This is a genomic window from Herpetosiphon gulosus (genome assembly GCF_039545135.1).
Taxonomy (GTDB): Bacteria; Chloroflexota; Chloroflexia; order Chloroflexales; family Herpetosiphonaceae; genus Herpetosiphon; species Herpetosiphon gulosus.
Map to the genome: position 1 here is coordinate 111,713 of NZ_BAABRU010000006.1, position 18,255 is coordinate 129,967.

Annotated in this window: 18 protein-coding genes; all 18 read right to left on the minus strand. The window is 49.7% G+C overall.

All coding sequences use genetic code 11. The features are described from left to right. Nucleotides 1-18: 18 nt before the first annotated feature. Nucleotides 19-960, minus strand: a complete 942-nt coding sequence (locus tag ABEB26_RS09500) for a hypothetical protein (RefSeq protein WP_345721742.1) — start codon at nt 958-960, stop codon at nt 19-21. 108 nt (nt 961-1,068) lie between these two features. Next, nucleotides 1,069-1,614, minus strand: coding sequence for a hypothetical protein (locus ABEB26_RS09505; RefSeq protein WP_345721743.1), 546 nt, complete (start codon nt 1,612-1,614; stop codon nt 1,069-1,071). Then, nucleotides 1,611-1,802: a hypothetical protein gene (locus ABEB26_RS09510; protein WP_345721744.1), complete on the minus strand. Its 192-nt coding sequence runs from the start codon at nt 1,800-1,802 to the stop codon at nt 1,611-1,613. Before ABEB26_RS09510 ends, ABEB26_RS09505 begins: the two co-directional genes overlap by 4 nt. Before the next feature lie 9 nt (nt 1,803-1,811). Next, nucleotides 1,812-2,996, minus strand: coding sequence for an H-type lectin domain-containing protein (locus tag ABEB26_RS09515; protein WP_345721745.1), 1,185 nt, complete (start codon nt 2,994-2,996; stop codon nt 1,812-1,814). Nucleotides 2,997-3,011: 15 nt separating this feature from the next. After that, a complete protein-coding gene (locus ABEB26_RS09520) occupies nt 3,012-3,485 on the minus strand; it encodes a hypothetical protein (protein ID WP_345721747.1) in 474 nt (157 codons plus the stop codon). 12 nt (nt 3,486-3,497) lie between these two features. Next, nucleotides 3,498-5,579: a hypothetical protein gene (locus ABEB26_RS09525; RefSeq protein ID WP_345721748.1), complete on the minus strand. Its 2,082-nt coding sequence runs from the start codon at nt 5,577-5,579 to the stop codon at nt 3,498-3,500. Nucleotides 5,580-5,581: 2 nt separating this feature from the next. Next, nucleotides 5,582-7,651 carry a baseplate J/gp47 family protein gene (locus tag ABEB26_RS09530; RefSeq protein ID WP_345721749.1) on the minus strand — a complete coding sequence of 690 codons (2,070 nt, stop codon included), beginning with the start codon at nt 7,649-7,651 and terminating at the stop codon, nt 5,582-5,584. 1 nt (nt 7,652) lies between these two features. Beyond that, on the minus strand, nt 7,653-8,096 hold the full coding sequence (locus ABEB26_RS09535) for a GPW/gp25 family protein (protein ID WP_345721750.1): 444 nt from the start codon (nt 8,094-8,096) through the stop codon (nt 7,653-7,655). Nucleotides 8,097-8,108: 12 nt separating this feature from the next. Next, on the minus strand, nt 8,109-8,504 hold the full coding sequence (locus tag ABEB26_RS09540; protein ID WP_345721751.1) for a PAAR domain-containing protein: 396 nt from the start codon (nt 8,502-8,504) through the stop codon (nt 8,109-8,111). Between the two features lie 9 nt (nt 8,505-8,513). Continuing rightward, entirely contained in the window at nt 8,514-9,182 is a 669-nt protein-coding gene (locus tag ABEB26_RS09545) for a phage baseplate assembly protein V (protein WP_345721752.1), read from the minus strand. Beyond that, nucleotides 9,182-10,150, minus strand: coding sequence for a hypothetical protein (locus ABEB26_RS09550; RefSeq protein WP_345721753.1), 969 nt, complete (start codon nt 10,148-10,150; stop codon nt 9,182-9,184). Before ABEB26_RS09550 ends, ABEB26_RS09545 begins: the two co-directional genes overlap by 1 nt. A gap of 4 nt (nt 10,151-10,154) precedes the next feature. Continuing rightward, complete coding sequence (locus ABEB26_RS09555; RefSeq protein ID WP_345721754.1) at nt 10,155-13,805, minus strand: coiled-coil domain-containing protein; 3,651 nt, start codon at nt 13,803-13,805, stop codon at nt 10,155-10,157. 18 nt (nt 13,806-13,823) lie between these two features. Continuing rightward, nucleotides 13,824-14,399, minus strand: coding sequence for a hypothetical protein (locus ABEB26_RS09560; protein ID WP_345721755.1), 576 nt, complete (start codon nt 14,397-14,399; stop codon nt 13,824-13,826). Nucleotides 14,400-14,413: 14 nt separating this feature from the next. After that, entirely contained in the window at nt 14,414-15,706 is a 1,293-nt protein-coding gene (locus ABEB26_RS09565) for a hypothetical protein (RefSeq protein ID WP_345721756.1), read from the minus strand. Continuing rightward, the gene (locus tag ABEB26_RS09570) at nt 15,699-15,839 is read right to left on the minus strand and encodes a hypothetical protein (RefSeq protein ID WP_345721757.1); all 141 of its coding nucleotides are present in this window, start codon (nt 15,837-15,839) and stop codon (nt 15,699-15,701) included. The genes ABEB26_RS09565 and ABEB26_RS09570 overlap by 8 nt, the downstream gene beginning before the upstream one ends. Before the next feature lie 5 nt (nt 15,840-15,844). Further along, nucleotides 15,845-16,183, minus strand: coding sequence for a hypothetical protein (locus ABEB26_RS09575; protein WP_345721758.1), 339 nt, complete (start codon nt 16,181-16,183; stop codon nt 15,845-15,847). Nucleotides 16,184-16,197: 14 nt separating this feature from the next. Further along, on the minus strand, nt 16,198-16,707 hold the full coding sequence (locus ABEB26_RS09580; protein WP_345721759.1) for a hypothetical protein: 510 nt from the start codon (nt 16,705-16,707) through the stop codon (nt 16,198-16,200). 10 nt (nt 16,708-16,717) lie between these two features. Next, a complete protein-coding gene (locus tag ABEB26_RS09585) occupies nt 16,718-17,800 on the minus strand; it encodes a phage tail sheath C-terminal domain-containing protein (protein WP_345721760.1) in 1,083 nt (360 codons plus the stop codon). Nucleotides 17,801-18,255 lie beyond the last annotated feature (455 nt).

An 18,255-nucleotide genomic window follows, 5' to 3' on the forward strand; every position in this document is an offset into this window, starting at 1 on the left:
ATTAACTAGCTACAAGCATTAGAATGGTGTTCGATCGCGAAAACGATAATTCACTTGATTGCGTTGCTCGGTGTAATATTGCTCCAACTCGTAATATTGTTTGGCACGTTGATTATCGCGAATTGAAACGATGATGATTAGCGCGATAAATCCAACACAAAATAGAATCGTGATTAATGGAGCACTTTGCAAGAGAGCCAAACCGCCAATGAACGCTGCAATTACAATTCCAAGAATACTCTTAGCGATCGGCTGGCCGCGAGGTATTTTCAGTCGCTTCGTTTCACGATCTAAGCGAACATATTTAAGCCGTGCTTGCACCCATTCGGATTCAATTGCCGCCAAAGCCCTAAGATAATCACGCTCATGCTCAGGCGCATGGGCAATAATGCTTTTAACTGAACGTCGATATTGTTCTTGATCTTGAATCCCATAATAATGATTTTGCAGTTGACGAATTTGTGAGGCCGCCGAAAGCAATGGTGTACGATGAACCAGTGGTTTTTCCACAACTGGAGCCAACGGAACTTGTTCAGGGCTTAAACCCAGTTGGGCAATTAATTGGGCTCGTTTAGCCAAATAAGCTTTTTGAGCCTTGGCAAAACGGAATTGATTACGTACACCAAACAGCATCAAAATGATGAACGGCAAGAAAAAAAAGCCAACACAATATGCTTTAAAGACAACGAATATGCTCGTAATTGCGCTAAACACTAGTGTAAATCCCATCAGCATAAATGGCCGAGGTTCTTGTTTGACTGGAATCCCAAACTGTGATCGCTGGGGTCCAGTATATTTCATGCTTTCTTTAGCCCATTGCTGATCAAGCTGGGTTAATAGGTCTGCATTGGGGTCTGGCTCTAAGGCTTGCATTGCAGCATCATGTTCGCGTTTAGCAAGATCAATAAATTGGCGAATTGATGGTCGTTGGCTGCTGTGAATATCCCATTCTTCGTTCATAATCACCCTCTGCATTTTGTGCTGGTTAAATAATCAATCGCGTAACTTTCTTGCTGTGTGATACGTGCACCCAACAAGAAAGTTACGCGATTGATCAAAAAAAGAAGCTTATTCAGGCAAATTAGGGCTAGTTTGCGCAAGTTGCAGCAGCACTTCGCGGATATAGTCGGACTCAACTGGCTGGCGCAACTTGGCCTGAAACTGGCCATGAACCAGCAATTGAATCTGCCATTGATAAAAACCGCTGGCCGCCTGTGGCTCAGCTCCAAGCACTTGAATTGAATAAATTTGATGCAGCGATTCGACCATGCTACTTTGATAGCGTACTGGGGTCTGCTGATTATAATGCTGCAACAGCTCAGTTTGGCTGATTAGCACCGCGCCGATGCTCAACGAGAGCCAACGTTCAGCCTGCGCTGGCTCTTTGGTATAAATTGCGATTGTGCAGCCTTGGCTAAATTCACGCCATGCCTGCTCATCCTGCTGTTTCAGGCCAAAACTGGTCGGCGTGCTATAAATCGCCACACTTGGCAATTTGGCTGGCGGATTAGCTGCAGGTATACCAATCAGCACTTGAAGTTTAGCATCGGGATCGTTATCGAATAAATGATAGTGCAGCAACGCCCCAAGCGATTCGATCAGTTGCTGAATCATGCGGCCTCGATGGCCAGTTGGTCTGCCTCACGGGCCAATTCTTCTTCTAAAACTTGAATCGCGCCGCTGATTCGCAGCAAAGTGGCGTTCAGATTTTCACGTTTGGCTTCAAGCTCAGCCAGCATAGTTTGGCCTGCTTGAAATTCTTCTTTCAGTGTTGCTAAACGTTGTTCAAGTTGTTGACGCATGATTAACTCCTAACGCCCAATCGCAATCCAAGAAACCCACGAACCATAGATAATCGTATCGGCCCAAGTCTGGGCGACAATGGTACAACCTGTACGGGTCACCGACTCAGCAAAGCCATGAAAACGTAAGTTATTGCCACGCTCTGAATCAATCGCCACAATGCTTACAATAACCGAAGGAGCTTCAGTAAATCCAGCATAACTAATTGCTCGACGTACTTGGCTCACTTGATTATTACCGCGAAAAGCGCCAATATCAACATAGCCCCCTTGGACCCGTACCGCCGTGCTTTGGGTCGTGCCATCACCAAACCGCAGGCTACTAGCCACAAGTCCGACTAAATTATCATTGTTAATGTCGCCATCTTTGAAATGGAAACCATCACTACGGCCCTCAATCCGTCGCCAATAGCGATTACCATGATGAAAGCGAATACTCGGATACACCTCGCCTAGCGCCGCCGCATATTCTTGAAACAATTCTAAGAAGACAAATTTACCATCTTCACGAGCGGCAGTTGAACGGCGAATTTGTAAAATTGGCACATTCCGCGTTGATGCATCAAGTTGAACGGTTAGACTGCCACTGACCTCAACCTGCTGATCACCCCGAACCTGTAAAACTGGTTTGATCACATTTGCGCCATCTTTGGTATGGCCAAGGGTCACCCCTTGAAAACCACCAATCTCGACTCGATCAGTGGTTTCTTGCCAACGTAGCAGATGAAATTGATCTGCTGCGCCTTTACGCAGATACAAGGCATTGCCATTCAAGTGCAGATTGCCTTCAACTTGTAGTTTATTCTGCGGGTTGGTCGTGCCAATCCCAACATTACCGCCACTTTCTGCATTCAAAGTTAGTGGGTCGGTACCACGCGCGGCAATCGCCAGCGGCTGATTGGGGTTCGAACCAGTGGCCAAAATGCTGGCGTAGCCAATGCTCACGCCTTGGGTTTGGTTGCTATGGCGAAATTCAGCCAATGGAGCCTTCGGGCCATTGGTGGTGGCCGAAACTCTGAGCGAAGCTTGGGTTGCATCGGCTCCAGCGGTCACTTTGAGCGGCCCTTGGATACCATCACCGCCAGTTCGATTAACTTTCGCCTCATCCAAACGCGCAACTTCGCGGCTCATTTCGTTCCAGTCAGCGGCACGAATAAGCTGCCCACTTTGTTTATCTTGATGATTATAGGCCATTGCTGCTGACTCCCGCTAAAAGGTAATTTCCCAAATTAATGTCAATTTAAATTGCTCGGATTTGGTGATCGTGTCGAAAATCACGCGGTTGTACATCACGCCATCTTCGGTAAATAAGCCAGCCTCACGCAACTCGCCGTTACAATCGCGCTCGCCAAGCTCACCAGTAAGCCGGAGCATAATTCGCGGCTTGTTGCTACTATCGGTTACGTCAAGTTGCTCGATGCGGGCAATTTTCGTGATGCCAATTGGCTGAACCAGTGCGGTATGGGCTGGATTAAACGCGGCCTTCGAGCCTCCAAGCTGAATCGTCGAAACCCGCTGAATTACGTCGCCTTGCTTTTCGCGATTAAACAAGCGTGCAACCAGCGTGCGCCCGGCCACGGTAATATCGTTATGGGCGCTAATTTGCTCGACCAACTCACCAGCGCTGGTAAATTGCTGAATCGTCAAGCGTCCGGCAATATGCAAATGCTCACTCCTGAACATACACTCATCCTTCTATGCAAATGTATTGAGGCTATCAAAACTGGTGTAATCAAATTGGCCTGCCAGCACCAAGCTATCGTTCACATCATGCTGCTCATTGCTACGTTGCTGGCTCTCAAGGTCAAAGCTATCGCTCAGATCGTGTTGTTGATTGAGTAAACGGCCTTGAATTCGCAAATCAAGCCGATCAGCTTGGTCGTGTTCTTCTTGGAAAACTTGTTTATAGGCCACCAAGGCTTGCACACCTGCTGCCTTCACCCGATTAACCAAGTTTAAAATTTGTTGGCGCGGGTGATCGCCACCTTCATCAAATTTATCGGTGAAGCCCGCAATATGCCAAGGAATTGTGACCGTGAACACGCCATAGGTCAGGGCATACGACGAAACTTCGACCCGCACAATTGGCTCATCGGGCACAAAGAGGGTTTGATCAAAAGCTTGTTTATCGAAGGCTCCAGCAGGGTAAACCTTGCCATCAGCCCCAATAATGTCAGCATTCAAGCGCCAACGGGCCACGCCAGGTTTCAATTGCGGAATCGTACCAATCAAGCCTTCGGGGGGCACAATCCCATTGCGCAGCACTTGCGTACCTTCCAAAGTCAAACGATCGCCAATTTGCAAACGCCCAGGAAAGCGCACCCGCTGGCCACTTTTGATATCGATCAGCTCAATATTGGTTAGCTCACGAAATGGTCCATTCAGCATCGTAATCCAAATATGCGGCGTTTCGGGGCTACGATTGATATTATCGACCGCAAATTCTTGGTAGAACTTGAGATTATCGGCAAAAAAGAGCGCTCGTTTGGGAAGAAATTCTTCAATATCAATTAGTGCTTTGGCTGCCGCCACCGCCGGATCATTGCCGACAATGCCTAAATTAGCTGCCACAATATCCAAAATACCTTGGCGGGTCGAGGCTCCCCGTTTGAGCACGGCAATCAGGCCTTGCAAGCGCTCACGATAGGGCGCATGGCTTGGTTCAAGCGCATAATCCCAGGTCGTTTCCAAGGCATAGCGATTCAAGCGAATCAGATCATCGGCATAACTGGTTTGCAATGTGGGTAAATCTTCGGCCAAATCAGGAAAACGTTCAGCATTGACCAACTGTGGGTCATCAAGCAATTGATTGAGCAACGTCATTAAGGCTTGGCGCACCTCTTGCAAGCTCGAAATTCGCCGCACGCTCAAGCCCCAAGGCCGTAGCCGTGCATCATAGCCCAAAGCTGCATCAATAATAATTCGATTCAAACGCGCTACATCATCGCTCAACGGATTGGGGCTCGATTCACTTTGATCGAGCACATTCAGCAGTTGGCTGCGCCGCTCAGGGTTTGGCTCTTGGCCGTAAATTGGCCGCAAAAACTCACGATACAGGCTATAGATCAAGCTCCAAGCATGGGCGGGCAAGCTCAAATTGCTCAGCACAGCATAATGGCGGGTAAAAAATTGAGTATCAGCCAAAATTGCTTGATTCAAGGCTTGGGCGACCGCCAAGGCTAATTCGCGGCTAATACTGCTTGAGCCGTTATAGCGTTGAAGTTGCTGATATTCCTGTGGGCAGCGTTCGGCAATTTGTTGGGCAATGATTGCGCTGATCGGCGTGCGCTGCACCAACAATTCTAAAACCAAGCCTGCCTGAACCTCAGCCCCCAAAACATAGACATACTCCACGGTGTAGCGTCGCAGCAATTTCCAAGTTGTTGGATCGATCAGTTGATCAAGATAGGCTTGGAGTGGGCTTTGCTCGGTCAGAATTATTTGGCTCAAACGATAGGCATCAAATGAACGTGGGGTAAAGCGTGGGTTCATTTTGATCAGCTGCGATGTGCCACCCAAGGCCTCAAGATAGAGCGCAAAAATCTTATCGAGATCGCCGCGCTGCTCGATTGGAGCAATATAGCCTTGTGAGCCTTGGTTGGTCGCAGTCTCGACATGATGCGAACGCAACACATGGTACAGATCAAGCTCAGCTCGTTCGAGCCTGCGCCCAAACATTTCGGCGAACAGCAACAGCAACTCACCCGCCTCGGCTGGAGCATAAAAATGGGCCAAGCGTTGCAAGAGGGCGATCGTTTTGCCAGTTAATCGTTGCATAATTAAGCCTGTATTACAAAGCGCAGCGCAGGATCACTGGCACTATCGCTGGCAAGAAAAACCTTCTCAAAGCTGGCGATTTTGACGACCTTGCCGTTATTGCGCTCAGCCAACACACTCGCTGGATTAGTCGAGAGATTGTAGAGCTGGTAGTGTTTGGAATTGAAGGCAACTTGCAATACTTGAAGCTGGGCTTTGGCGATTGCCTCGATCTGGGCTAGCTCTAAATCCTGCTCTGGAGCCAGATCATCGAGATAGGCCATAATTGCGCGGCGCACTTCGTAGCAAATTTGGCGACGTTGACTATCGCTGGTCGTTGGCGCAACCGTCAACTCAAGTTTTCCCGTTAATTCCACCCGTTCGCTATAGATCAGTAGGTTAGCCAAAACGGGCTTTTCAATAATACTGACCTGAATCGCGCTATCCTCAGGGCGTTCATTGCTTTGGAAGGGCTTCGCCAGCATCCGCAAGCTAAAATCTTTGCGATGATACAACCGAATTTTCTTCTCGATTTCGCTGGCTTGGATGGCTGAGCCAAGCGTCAAACTTGCAATATATTCTTGAATTGCAGTCTCGAGTTTGCGACGTTTCTCATCGCGCTCCAAGCCCGGCTCAACCAATTTAATAAAGATTAAAATTGGCAAATCCTTTGGCTCAGCTGCTACCCGAATGCTGCCAGCATTGAAAAGCTCGGAAATTGCGCTTTCCAAACGCTTATCTTGCGGCGTGTGTTTGCTACGTTGCAATAAAATTGGCTGGGGATTGCTAATCGTCAATTTGGTTTGATTAATCACCAATTCTTCCCATAAAGCTGCGCTAGTTGCTAGCTCGCCGCTACGTCCAGCTAGCATCGCCTGCACCGGAAGCTCAATCGTTGTTTGATTGGTGGCAAAACTGGCAGGGTTGGTTACCAAAAAGCGTTGATTATCCAACGTGCGCAATTCACATGGCAATTCAACCAACAAAGTCTGATTCAAATTACTGCTACGGGTCAACTGCACAATGCCTTGAGCCTTGCTTTCGGCCTCGCGATAAAGCTGCAACTCCAAATTAATTAGATCATTTACGCCTTTGACTTGCAAAATTTCGCTGGTAAGTTGCGAGAAAAGCAAAGGCTGACCCATGCCCAAACGGCCAAAGTAGGCTTCAACAGCTTCGCGCACTTGGGTTTCAAGCAGGCCTTTTTCAGCCTTGGCAATCTGGTCGTTCGCCGCAATATGAATCACTACATCAACATTAATCGGTGCTGCTGGCTTAAGCACCACATAAATCCCAGCTGCCCGCACCTCATCTAAACGTTGGCGCAATTGGCGCTCGTTATGCTCGTTCATGCCATCAACAAACACTTCGATCGAGCCTGGACGACCTTCAGGATTATCATGAAAATCTTCGTGAATCCGCACCTCGCGGACTTCCGGCAGACTCAACAAGGCATTTTCAATCGACAAACTTGAGGCACGACCTGAAGCTAGCAAGGTTTGTTTGGCTCGTTCACGCAACTCTTGGTCGGTTTCGCGCTCGCGCCCACGAAAGCCAATCGCCTTGGGATTGATCACCGATTTGATGCCAGGCAAGGGTCGCGGCATCACGCTCACCGTTTGCTCGGCGGTGGTCATCTGCTTGCCGCGCTCTTCGGCTCGAACATGCACCTCAACCGTAGCCATGCCTGGCGCAATTCGGCCTTCTTCAGTCGTGATGTAGGCCTTTTTCGAGGGCGTTTGCTTGGGATCTTCCTTGGTGGTGATCAGCGTGCCAATTGGAATCAAGGTTTCTTCGCTGGTGCTATCACGCTGAAAGGTGACACTGCCTGTAGCAAAATCCGGCTCGTTACGCTTGATGCCTAAAATCGCCACCACCCGATCAAGTTGCGACCCCTCAGCCGTATCGATAAAACCAGCCTGATAGACCAGATCGAGCTGTTCGTAGAGCACCGCCAGTTCATAGGCAAACGATTCAAACAGCGAACGGACCACGCTTCCTTCTTCAAAATCGGAGAGCCGTGGCAAGCGCTGGCGCGAATCGGTAACCATGCTGGCATAAATATCATTAAATTGTTTTTTATGAATCGTCACGCTAGCCCTCCAAGGCTACTGCTATATTCACCACCAACGGCTCCGATTGATCGATTGGCCGCACCACAACCTGTAATTCGAGGGTTGAACGTTGATCCGAGCGCGGTATAATTGGCGCAATTGTGACCGAAACGACTTCACTGATGCGGCGTTCGAAGCCCAAACTTTCGCGCACATAAAACTCAGCCCGCAGATGAGTGCGGCGGCTTTGTGGCTCGCCAACCAGCAAATACAAGCGCGAGCCATAATCGGGATGCCCAAGCAAGCTTAATTCACCTTGGCGGGTCAATAGCCGATTAACAATTGCCTGTGCCAAATTAGCCCGACCGCTGACCAAAGCCAAATCGCTACGCTCAGCCATTAAATCAACCGCAATTCGATCAGACGATTGCATGCCAAGGCTGCGCCATGTTAGTTGTAAATCAGTTTCAAGGGATTCGGCCATTGCAAACCTCACTTAATCGCCAATCATGACTGTGCCAGCCGCCACCACCACAGCTTTAACCTTGACTTCATCGCAGGTTGTCGCTTGGTCGCCTGCGCGAATCGCTGGCTTGCCATTGATTTTGACGGTTTGGCTGCCACCTTCCAAGGTCGCTTGATTGTTGGGCGGAGTGATAAAACTCAGGTTGGGCGGCGTTGGGATGTGGGCTGGCGTATTCATTGCCTTCGAGCCAGCCACCGCCGCAGGCTGACCACCAATCTTTACATCGCTGCTTAGTTGATCGTTGATCATGCCGACAAATGGATGCGGCACTTGGACTGGTGGCGGCGGCGGCCCACCTGGTGGCTGCACGGTGTGCATACAACTTCCAGTCACTTGATCGCCTTTTTTAGCAGCTGGTTTGCCCATAACATCCCCTTAGTTCAAATCGATCGTGCTACCCTTGATTTTGATTGCGCCGCTAGCCTGAAGATCCAAGGTCGAATCAGATTTAAGCTCAATTGCGTTGGCTTGCACGGTCAGTTTGCCAGTTTCAGCAATCAAACTGAGATCTTTATTGGAGCTAAGGCTAATTTTCTCGCCAGCAAGATCAATCACCAAGCTAAATTTCTCGTTGCTGATGGCGATTTTCTCATCTTCAAGCGTGATCGTGTTTTCGCCATTTTTGCTGGTCAGAATGATTTTGCCTTCGCTATCCAGCAGCAAACTGCCACCTTCAGCGATGCTATGTTGTAGCAAAAACTCCTTGGGATTATTGGCAGGCGGACGATCTTCATCGTTATAAACGCGGCCCATAATGACCGGCGCATTAATATCACCGCCAATAAATGAGAGCACCACCAAATCGCCAATATTGGGAATACAGGCCAAACCAAGGTAGGGCGTGGCAACTGGCACTTTGCGCAATTCAAACGGACTGCCATCGGGCAACTGATAATTGCGTAATTGCACTGAACATTGATAATTATCGTTATCGCCCTCGTCGGCATGGGGAAAAACCGCCGTCACAATCCCCAACTCGCTGGTATGGATGCGCTGAGTGCTGCGTTCGGCAACCCGCTGAATAATCTGTAATAGTTCTTCCATTAACGCTGCTCCCAGCTAACTTCACTGACAAAGCCTTGATAGCGATTGAGTTTGTGGCTGACGCTCAGAATCTTGGCGCTCAGGTTATGGCTGGAATCAGGCATTTGCTGAAACTGAAGCGCATCGCCCAAAGCCAGCTCGGCCATCCCCAATACTTGGGCTTTGCCAGCTAAGGTAGCGGCGTAGGATTGAAAACGATTTTCAGCAATTTGACGTGCTTGATCTTGGCTGCGTGCGGTGGCATCGCTGATCCGCCAAACATTGCCTGAGCTTTTGCCAGCGCTGCCTTTGACCACTTTCTTGGTGAGCCATGAGCTGGCTTCAGTGCTTTGGCCTTGGCCGGCTGGACTAGTGCCATGAATTTCGAGGCCATCGATGCTCGCTTGAACTGGGCTGGCTGAAAATTGCAAAAGCTGCTGCGCATAACCTACTTGATGGGTAGTTTTGGCAGCGTAGGCTTTGAAATGCACAGCATCCTGAACATCGCTATAACAATCGACTCCACAGCGTTGGGCTAAATCATGGAGATGTTGACACAAGCTTTGGTTGGCTGAACACAAATAGCTGCTGAAGGTCAATCCATCGTCAACTGTGCCAAGTTTGAGTTTGGCTCGACCAAGCAGATCTTTGGCGATTGCTCCGCCTGAACGTTGCTCGTAGAGCGCGTTGAGATGCATACTGGTCAGCAATTGAGCGCTACTATATGCCTCAACCGTGATCGTATGCAGATTGGCTTGACAGCATGCAACGCAGCCAGTAAAGACCCGTTGCACGCTGTCAGCATCACCTAAATCAACGCTCACAGGATCGCCAAGTTTGGCATTCAGGCCGCTTTTGCTGACAAAAACCAGGCTACAGCGGTTGATTGGCGAGCGTAACGAGCCATAGCTTGCGCAACTCACCAACCAATCAGCTTGATCAGCGCTAAAACTGCTAGAACCAATTGTGATGCGATACTTCACCAACACGGCGCTACCCTGCTAAACGCTCGTCAAGCGTGTTCAACAATTGACCATAGGCATCGCTCAAGCGATCAAGGCCTTTTTCCAAATCGCCGTCAAGTCCAGCCAATTTGATGTCGATTACGTTGAACAAGCCTTCGATATCAAAGGTTTTATGCAACAGTTGCTTGATTTTGTTGAATTCATCGTCCAAGGGGCGACGAATCAATTGATCAGGCAAGCCTTTGATTTTATCGATAATGATTTTGTAAATCACATCAAGCCGCTTGACGGTCTCTTCGGGATAGAGATGGGCAATCTCTTCGACAATAAAGGGATGCAGTGATTGCAAACTCATGCCCAGATCGCTGGGATACGAGGCTTCAAACAGCACCCGATTAAGCCGAATTAAGCGATTTTGGTTGGTTGGAGTGCGCGAAAGCTCATACCACGCCCGCCCAAGTTGACCCTTCAAGGCCAAATAGCGGTAGAGTTGTTGCATTTCGCTGGCACTGCGGGTTTCGGCTGGCTTGGCTTCGATCAGGCCAATCGCGCTGCTCAATTGTTGGGTCACTTGATCAACCGTCGTTTGAGTGCTAATCGTCGCATCGCGCAGGGTATCGTTGATCGCCTGCAACACGTTGGTTGCATTAACCTCGCTCAAACTGCCAGCCGCTTGGTTTTGCAATAATTCCAAGGCAGCGGCGGTAAGTTTGGTTTGCACCAACGCTGCCAAACGATCGCCGCTGGGATTACGAATGCGCAACGCCAGCGCCATTAAACCTTGACCCGAAAAATCGCTAGCACTAACTGAGTTGAGCAGCCACATCGGACTAAATGCTTCAACACTGCGCTTAACCGTTTCATAGGTGGTTTTGATTACGCTGATCAACGATGTGCGAATCGTCTCAATCAAGGCCAGAATATCGGTAATTACCTGTTTGATGCTGCGACCCAGCGTATCCAACACATTCGCTACTGCTGCATCGATCTGAGCTGGTAGCTTGGTAACTGTGGTTAAAATCTTTTGGATGGCAGTAATTGCATCTTTGAAAGGTTGCAACTGGACTTTGACATCGGTAACGAATTTACGCACTGGATCGCCAAATTGGCGCTTGAACATGGCCGCAACCACATTTTGTAACACGCTTTCGTTGAGCGCGATAATGCGGCTTTCTTCGGCCTTGATCACTGGCTTGTAAACCCCAATGCAGCTATTCAAGGCGGTTTTGGTCGAGCCAGTCACTTGACCGAGCGTGGTGCTGAGGGCGGTCAACGGCGCTAAATCCAAATCGCGCAGCATCAAACCTGTGCCCGTTGAAAGATCGTAAGTTTGCATCAAGGTGCGGCGGCGAACCTGCAAGCCCTCAATTTCAGCCGCCGCAGTAGCGATTGTTTGACTCAAAGTCGTTGCGGCAGCATCCAAGTTGGTTGAGGTTACCCCAAGCTCTAGCTGGAAGGCTTCGCGGGTTTTGGCAATCTCATCGGCCACGTTTGGAAAGGTTAATGTTGCAGCATTGGCTCGCAATGAGGCTTCAATCGAATCCATCGCTGCTGAAACTTCATCGAGATAATCGCCACCAAGCACTTTTTTGAGCATCGTCCAAAATTCAGCATCAGCCAAATCTTGCAAGCCCGTTTTGGCGAGCAGTTTCTCCAGCGATACCGCCGATTTGATCGTGCTGAGCAGCGAATCAATTTCGTAATCGCGAATATTGGTTAATTCTTTGGAGGCTACATTAATCGCTTTGTTGATCAATTGGTTGAGCGATTCAGGCGAAAGCGTCTCGACCAAACTATACAATTGATCATACAAGCGTTGCAGTTCGTTCAAAATAATCTCAGGATCAAGCTTGGCGACCAATTTAGCCAACTCGGCATTAGCATCCTTGAGCGGAGCCAATAATTCCGAAGGCTTGAACTCTTCCAAGGTTTTGATCACCAGTTGATACGGCGCTGAGTTGAGAATTGCATCGGTGGCGATTGTGCCAGGATTAAATTCATCGATCATGCGCTCAATCACCAATACCTGATTTTTGAGCAAATTGACCAACTCTTGCAAGGGTTCGCGAATTTGGCGGAAGGCATCAAGCAATTCAGGCTTGACAATCTCATCAACTTTGACCGCTTCGATCACTTTTGCGCCAACTTTAAGCGCAGTTTTCTGCGGCGTACCCATGCTGGCAACATCAATCGCCCGCACATTGCCCTCTAATTTGGTGGTTTGCTCAATCACCAAATCAAAGACTGGTTTGAGCGAAGCATCGCCGATTTTGGTTTTGAAATCTTCGATGCCTTGACGAGCTTTGTTCAGAGCATCTTGCACATCAGGTCGATTGAGCACTTCGCTGATTTTGCCTAGCAATTGGCGAATTTGCTGCTCAAGCGTGTTGAAAGTTTGAGTCAATTTGGCATCAACATTGTCTTGCACATTTTTGACTGCCGCATCAAGTTTGAGTTTCAATTCCTCGATGCGCACAAAAAATTGCTCGATCACGCTGCTAATGCGGTTACAGCCATCTTTAATTTGGCGCACGACAGGCCCAACATCAACCTGACTGAGAAAGGCTTCGATCTCAGCGGTGACGTTGGTAATTTGGGTTTGCAGGCCATTTAACACGCCGCTGACGCTTTGGATGTTGGTTTCAATCGCGGTCGAAACGTTGCGAGCAGCTTCTTCGGCCTTTTTGGCGGCGGCCTCAAGATATTTGACAATATCGTTGGCCATATCGGTTAATTCTTTGATTGGGCTGGTGATTGCGCCCAAAACTTGGCCAGTTCGCGCTGTGAGTTGATCAAAATAGGCTTGCAAAAACACATCGTCGGTAGCGCCAAAATCGAGCACTTGGGTCAAGGCTTGTTGCAATTGCGCCACATCTTTGACCAGCATGCGTTGCAAGGTTTTATCGGATTGCTGAATCTGGCTCAAGCCTGAAAGCAAGGTGCTGCGGCTCAACTGCTGAAAGGCATCAATATCTTGGCTTTTTTCGAGTGCATCGAGCGCTTGTTGATACGATTTGAGGTAGCCGCTGCTGAGCAAGGTATTGGTGGCAGTCAGGCTATACAGGGGCAAATTATGGCGCAGCGTGCGCAATTGCACCACGTAAATTTCGGCCAAGGCCTCGGTGGTTAGCTCAGTCATTTTGGCCGGATCAGTCAGGGTATTCTTGAATGATTCGACAATTTTCAGCAGCATGCCCAAAATCCGCATGGGCGTTGAAGCCCCGGCATCAGCCAATTTGCGTAGCGGTGCAGTAAAACTATCAACATCAAGCCACGGCAGATCGGGGGTCGTGGTTGGCGTATCAACCTGCACCGGAATCACTGCATTGGTGATTTTGCCCATTGTGCCGTTGACATCGAAGGTTGGCGCAGGCAAGTTGATCGGCAGCGGCTTGCTGGTCACATCGCCAATCAAGGCATTGCGATTAACCCCGCCTAGTTGATCAAGCGGCGCGTTGATTCGCCCAGTAAAGCCTTCTTTGGTCAAGCCTTGGGGCATTACTGGCAAACTGACGGCAGGGCTAGTGCCATCAGGCGTAGCCGCTGCCAGATCATCTTTAATTGCTCCAGCGTTGATCTCGCGCATGCCATCGGCACCAACGGCGCTGGGGGTAAATTTCCCATCGAGCAGGCTGGTTAATTGGCCTTTGCCCGGTAATTCATTCAACAACGATTGCATACATCTCCCCGTAACACACTAGCCCAACAGGCTGCGCAGCGCTCCCAACGAATCGCTCAGACTGCTGGCGGCTTCACGCACCGGATCTAGCGCGGTTTTCAATGGTTCAACTGGATTGGTTATCTCGGGCAGCGAGCCAAAAGCCAAAGCATCGGGCAGGCTCGCCAGCGTGGTCAATTGGACAGCTTGGGTTTTGATGCTGGTGTTAACTTGAGCCGCTGCAACCTTGCTTTTACTTGGCGCTGCATATTCGACAATCTGCAACCGATAACTATATTGGTCTGGCTCGTAGGCTTGTTGAGTCACTTGAAATTGATCAAGCGTAACTTTGGCAACATAGCCTTGACCGACAATATCGGCGATAAACTCGACTGGCTCTTGTTTAAGATAAATACCGCGCAACTGCTCCAGCATGGTTTGGGCTTCGGCTCCATAACAGATGCCTTCAATTTGCAAACAAACCGAGTGTCGTCCAAGCTGTTGGCTCACATCGCCAGCCATACCTGGCACATGGTGATACACCGCCGCCCGCTGTTCGAGCGTTTGAATTCGATGCACCCGTTGTAAAGCAATGCCTGCTAGCTCAAGCGCCATGGCTCCGCTCCTGATTAATCGCTATAAAAACGCAAATATTCGCGTTGCAAGGCTTGGGTCAGAGCTTCTAAAACGTCGTTCACCAGTTGTTCACGTTGAATTTCGCCAGCATGATTGGAATGTTGTGAAGCAACCGATTGCTGGATCGCCTCAATCGGCGGTGGTTGGTCTCTTGGCGTTTGGGCCGCATTGGCGATTGCCAGCAGGTTTGATGGCTGAACTTGGTTGCTTGGCAATTCCAAGGCTGGCTTGGTTGGATGAATGCTCGGCGCTGGAATGTTGTGGTTGGTTGCGCTAGCCGCTGCTTGGTTGCCAACCGCTGGCGTAATCCATGTCCTCTGAGCGTTGGCGATTTCAGCCAGATCGAAGTTTCTAAGCATGGCCTCAGGTTGGTCAGCAGCCTGATTTGGGCTATTTGGTTGACTGAGGCTCTGCGGAATTGCCGCCTGCTGCCAAGCTGAGGCCGTGCTGTTGCCTGTAGCTTGCAGATTTGCTTGGATTGGTAACGACGGTTGAACTGGCTCAAGGCTCTGGCTAGGTAAAGCTTGTGGCAGCGCTTGGGCTGGCTCAAACTGAGCAAACGCCTGAGGTTGAGCGACCTCTGCCAACAAGGCCGTTTCAGCTTGGTTCGCGCCCTGCCAGAGCTGGGCAAAATCGGCTAGGCCTTTGATTGGGTTAGCTTGTTGTATCCAAGCTTGGTTGCCGCTTGGCTCAAGCGTTGGAATCGATGGCAGGCTTGCGCCATGCTGCGCTATTGGGCTTGGCGCAACATCCAAGTCAGTGCTGGCTGTTGCAATTTCCGATAAGCCTTGATTTAGCTGATTAGTTGTAGTTTGATCGGTCAAATCGGCTTGAAACGGCGCAGCTTTGGGCAACGGCGCGGCAGCCAACACCTGTCGAGTATCACGCAGCCTAGGCCGAACCACAGCTTTTGTAGCTTGGGTTTGGCTGGACATGGCTGAAACTTGCGGCTGAAACAGATCTGATTGTGGCTTAGCAGGCATGCTATTTGCAATCAACGCAGGTTGCCAAGCATCTGAATATGTTGGTTCAAGCTCAGCAGCTTGGGTCTGGTTGCGCGGTTGACCAGTGATCAATTGGGGAATCAAGCCGCTACTCAAGCCCTCAGCCCAAGCACTGAGTTGTTGTAATTGCTCAGCCAAAGCCAGCTCAGTTTGCCAATCGTCAGCCAACATGCTGGCTGGTTCTTCGCTTGGCAACCACATCGTTAAGCCATCCAGCCATGCGCTAAAATCGGCCTGAATCGCCGTGCCAAGAGTTATTAAGCTTGATTCGGGCTTATTCACTGCCAACATCCTCGGCTAATAATTGCAAATACAGCGTGATTTGAGCCATCGTCAAGGCCTGCACTTGCTGCGGTGTCCAGCCAAACGCCTTGGCAAGGCGATAGCTGGCCTGCAACAACGGCGCTTGCTGCAACTCAATTAATCGCTTTTTTTTTCAGTCATGCCACTAATTTCGCGAATATGCGCGATCAAAAAATCGACCATGCCCAAGTGCATGCGCTTGACTTGCTCCAAACTCAGGCTTGGCTCGACCAACGCCTCTTTGATCAACAACAGCGGAATCAGACTTGAATCCTGTTTGGCGGCTCGCATAATCAATTGAAACGTGCCAATCGTGATCGGCTGGAGTTGCACCACCAATTCACGAGCGGTTGCAGTGGCCTGACCAGGCTGAATAATGTCGGCTGGAATCGTCACGGCATAGCGTGCTTGAGCGCCAGCAAGCAATTCATCGGCAGTTAGGTGGTTGTCGCTCATGCAAGCTCATTCCTCTAGGCGCTGGTTTCGGCGCTGCTCATGCGAAGGGCTTTGAAGGTCACCGTTTCCATCACGAAATCGTCTTCGGGCAAGCGAAAACTCCACGTATCAAACTTGACCCCAAAGATTGTGAGCGTGCTGCTATTGTCAGGCGAAGCCGGATTAACCAAATTGATTACGATATTAAAGGATGGTTGGGCAATGGCTCCGGTTGGGGGTGGGCTTTTCGAGCCATCGCCAAGCAACAAGCGAATCAGTGCGCCGTTGATATGGGCGCGTTCAGCAGTGCCCGAAATATTGATATTGCCTGGGCGCAGCTCGGTGGCAAAGCGCCGACCAATTTCGTGGTAAGGCCGAATATCGTTTTGCACCACAATTTGCACATTTTGTAACCGCCCGACCACGCTTGAGAGGGCATATTCGCCGATCAAGGCATCGGCCAAGCCACCTTCGGCGGTGCTGCTATCATCGACCGCTAGCACCAACGACGCATCTGAGCCACGAAAAACATTGACATTTGGCATGAGTTTGCTCCTAACCCAAATACATCGTTACTAAGATGAAGTCGATACTGAAGGTTGGCTGCAATGTGAGCGACACTTGCACTTCACCAGCAATTTGCTGAGCGCGAGTCGCCGAAACATCCAACGAATAGCCAACCAAGGCCTCATCTTCGACCATACGGGTCAAAAAGGCATCAAGCGTCGCTTTCATTGCGCCGCGCACGCGGTCGTTATTCAACTTGCCAATGTAGGGATTACAGGCTGAGCGCACGCCATAGATCGCATAATCGACGATTCGGCGAGTAGTAATTTGATGCCAAGCCGAATTGGTGGCGGTGGTAATGCCTTTGACCACGCGCCAGCCTTCACGTTTTTCGACCACCAAAACTCGTTTTTGCACCAATTGTTCAAGCTGCGAGGCGCTAAAGTTGGTGGTCAAGCCTTCAATTGCCACAGTTTTGTTGGTCGGGCTGGATTGAACTGGTAAAGCGGCGATCAGGCCAGCCACAGCAGCAGCCAAATAACTGCCAGGCAAGGAAACTTGACTGACAGTTTGGGTGGCTGGATCGCTAACCGAGCTTTTAATCCCAGGTGCGACGAAAATCAAGCGGTCGCTGGCATAGCTATGACCAGAGATTTTAGCGATATCGTCGCCAAGCGCACTGCCGATTAAGCCGATGCGTTCGCGTTTAATGCCTGCGGTGGTGGTGAGGTGAGCGATTAAAGCATTGGCCATGCCCACGTTTGAGTTATCTTGACCAGCTAATAAGACCAAATTAACGATTTCATTTTCCAATTCAGCGAGGGCAGTTTTATAATTATCAACTGTTACGCCTTCGCTGCGCACTGCATAAACCGTTTTGCCGCCGTTATTATAAATTTGCTCCAAAGCCCGAACCAGGGTTAATTCGTTTTTTGTGCCGCCCTGCCAAGCGTCGCTAGCCCCGAAGATCGCCTTGGCCTCGCTGAAACTGCCCAAAATTTGAACTTGATTGATTGGACCACTTGCTGCCGTGCCAACAATGCCAATATAGCCCGAGGCGATGCGCCCTGCGCTAATCAGCCCCTCATCACGCACCGTGATGTAGGTGCCTGGCAAAATCACTTCAGCCATAATACCTCCCTAAACAATACGCACACCAAAGAAGCATTTACAGCATTACGTTGCTATAAACGAATTTGAACTCTTTTGAGCGATTCGGGTGGAAAGTAGGAGTAGGTTGTGGAATTGCTGCTACTATAGCATAGGCCAAAAGTCAGCGTCAACGGATTTTTCGGGCGATTTTGGCCTTGGCAACTCCAATTGCTCACACACATTGCACAAAGAGCATGCAGATCATGGCTTCTGACAGATAGGCGAGTTAGTTAAAACACGAATGAGAGTAGTAGGTTTTAGGGTTCAGGGGCTAGGGATCAGTATTTTGATCCACGAAGAGCACAAAGAGCACGAAGGTAGTTTTTTAGCCACAGATTAGCACAGATAGATATGATTATTCTCCTATGCTCAATGCCTGATCGCTAGCCCCTGACCTTTTGCTTTCAGATCTCATCCCTCATCCTTCTCTGCGC